This is a genomic window from Clostridium sp. CF012, assembly GCF_018861755.1.
GTDB lineage: Bacteria > Bacillota > Clostridia > Clostridiales > Clostridiaceae > Clostridium_AD.
In genome coordinates this window covers 1-1,191 of sequence record NZ_JAHLEF010000105.1, presented here as the reverse complement: position 1 = coordinate 1,191, position 1,191 = coordinate 1, and the positions used below count along the sequence as shown (strand labels likewise).

The window sequence follows — 1,191 nt, the reverse complement described above, 5'->3', positions numbered from 1 at the left end:
GTCCATACGTCTTAATATCGGCACCAAAAATTACGAAGTATAATAGTATTGGTCTTACTTCGAATAAAAACTATTACTATAGCATAAGATCATATAAGATGGTCCGTGGAATTAAGGTATATAGTGCTTATTCAGATTTAATAAGAGTAAAATCCCTAGCATCCTAATAAAACAGTTTAAAAAAATACCAAGCGAATATTCGCTTGGTATTTTTAATTAGTCTTCCCTTAAATCTAAATAAGAACTACCATCTAGTGGAATTAAAGCTTGAAGGCCTGGGTTGCCGCCCACGAGGCCTATAGCATATACGGTATAAAAACGTTGAGATTTTAATCTTACATTTGGGACATATAAAGCAGTAGTTTGGGTACCTGTAGGTTTAGCTTCTAATGTATAGGTTCCAGGCGGAACCTCTATATAATCAGTAGATTCTTTGTATTTAACGTTCTTAAAAAGAATTTTACCGTCCGGGAGGGTTACATCAACAGCGCCAGCATTGGGCGATAAGTGAGCAAATTTAATATAAGCATTATTAGAAGGATTATTAACTTTAGGTTCTAAAACTAGTAGCACATCAATGTTTGGCAAAGTTCCAATTGCTGCGGCCGTATAAATTTTTTCTTTCGGGATAAAAATATTTTTATTAAGTACAGGTGTAATTTTAGTGCCAGCAGGATACAATTTTATATTGTAATCACCGCTCATAACCTCCACATAATCCGTAAAAGTACCATACGTAAGATTTCTGAACTTTAATATATCGTTAATATACACATCAACAGCTGGGGATTTAGGTGAAGAATGAAGAACTCTGATATACGAATTCATGGTTGCAACCCTATATGGAGAGTTATCACTACATAGAGAGTTTTCCCTATAAATAGAGTTATCTCTACATAAAGAATAAGGATCGTTATAATTTTTTGGACAATAAAACATAAAAGGCTCCCTTCAAACATTTTTACTATACTAATATATGAAGCAATATCATATAAGGTTACTAAATTGTTAAGTAGCCACTTAAAGTAAATTTTCATTCGCTTCTATAATATGTGGATATTATTTCATGGCTTAACAAAAAACTTTTAAGAAAGTGCAACTATATTACAGGGACAACCGTTATACAATGTGGAAAGATTAAAAATACGGCATAGACATACGGCAGAGACAAAATATAAACTTAACCGTAAG

At 32.7% G+C, this 1,191-nt stretch carries 1 protein-coding gene; it reads right to left on the bottom strand.

Annotated features, from left to right (window positions below; translation table 11 throughout):
• Nucleotides 1-216: 216 nt before the first annotated feature.
• A complete protein-coding gene (locus KPL50_RS26495) occupies nucleotides 217-939 on the bottom strand; it encodes a DUF4397 domain-containing protein (protein WP_253200829.1) in 723 nt (240 codons plus the stop codon).
• Nucleotides 940-1,191 lie beyond the last annotated feature (252 nt).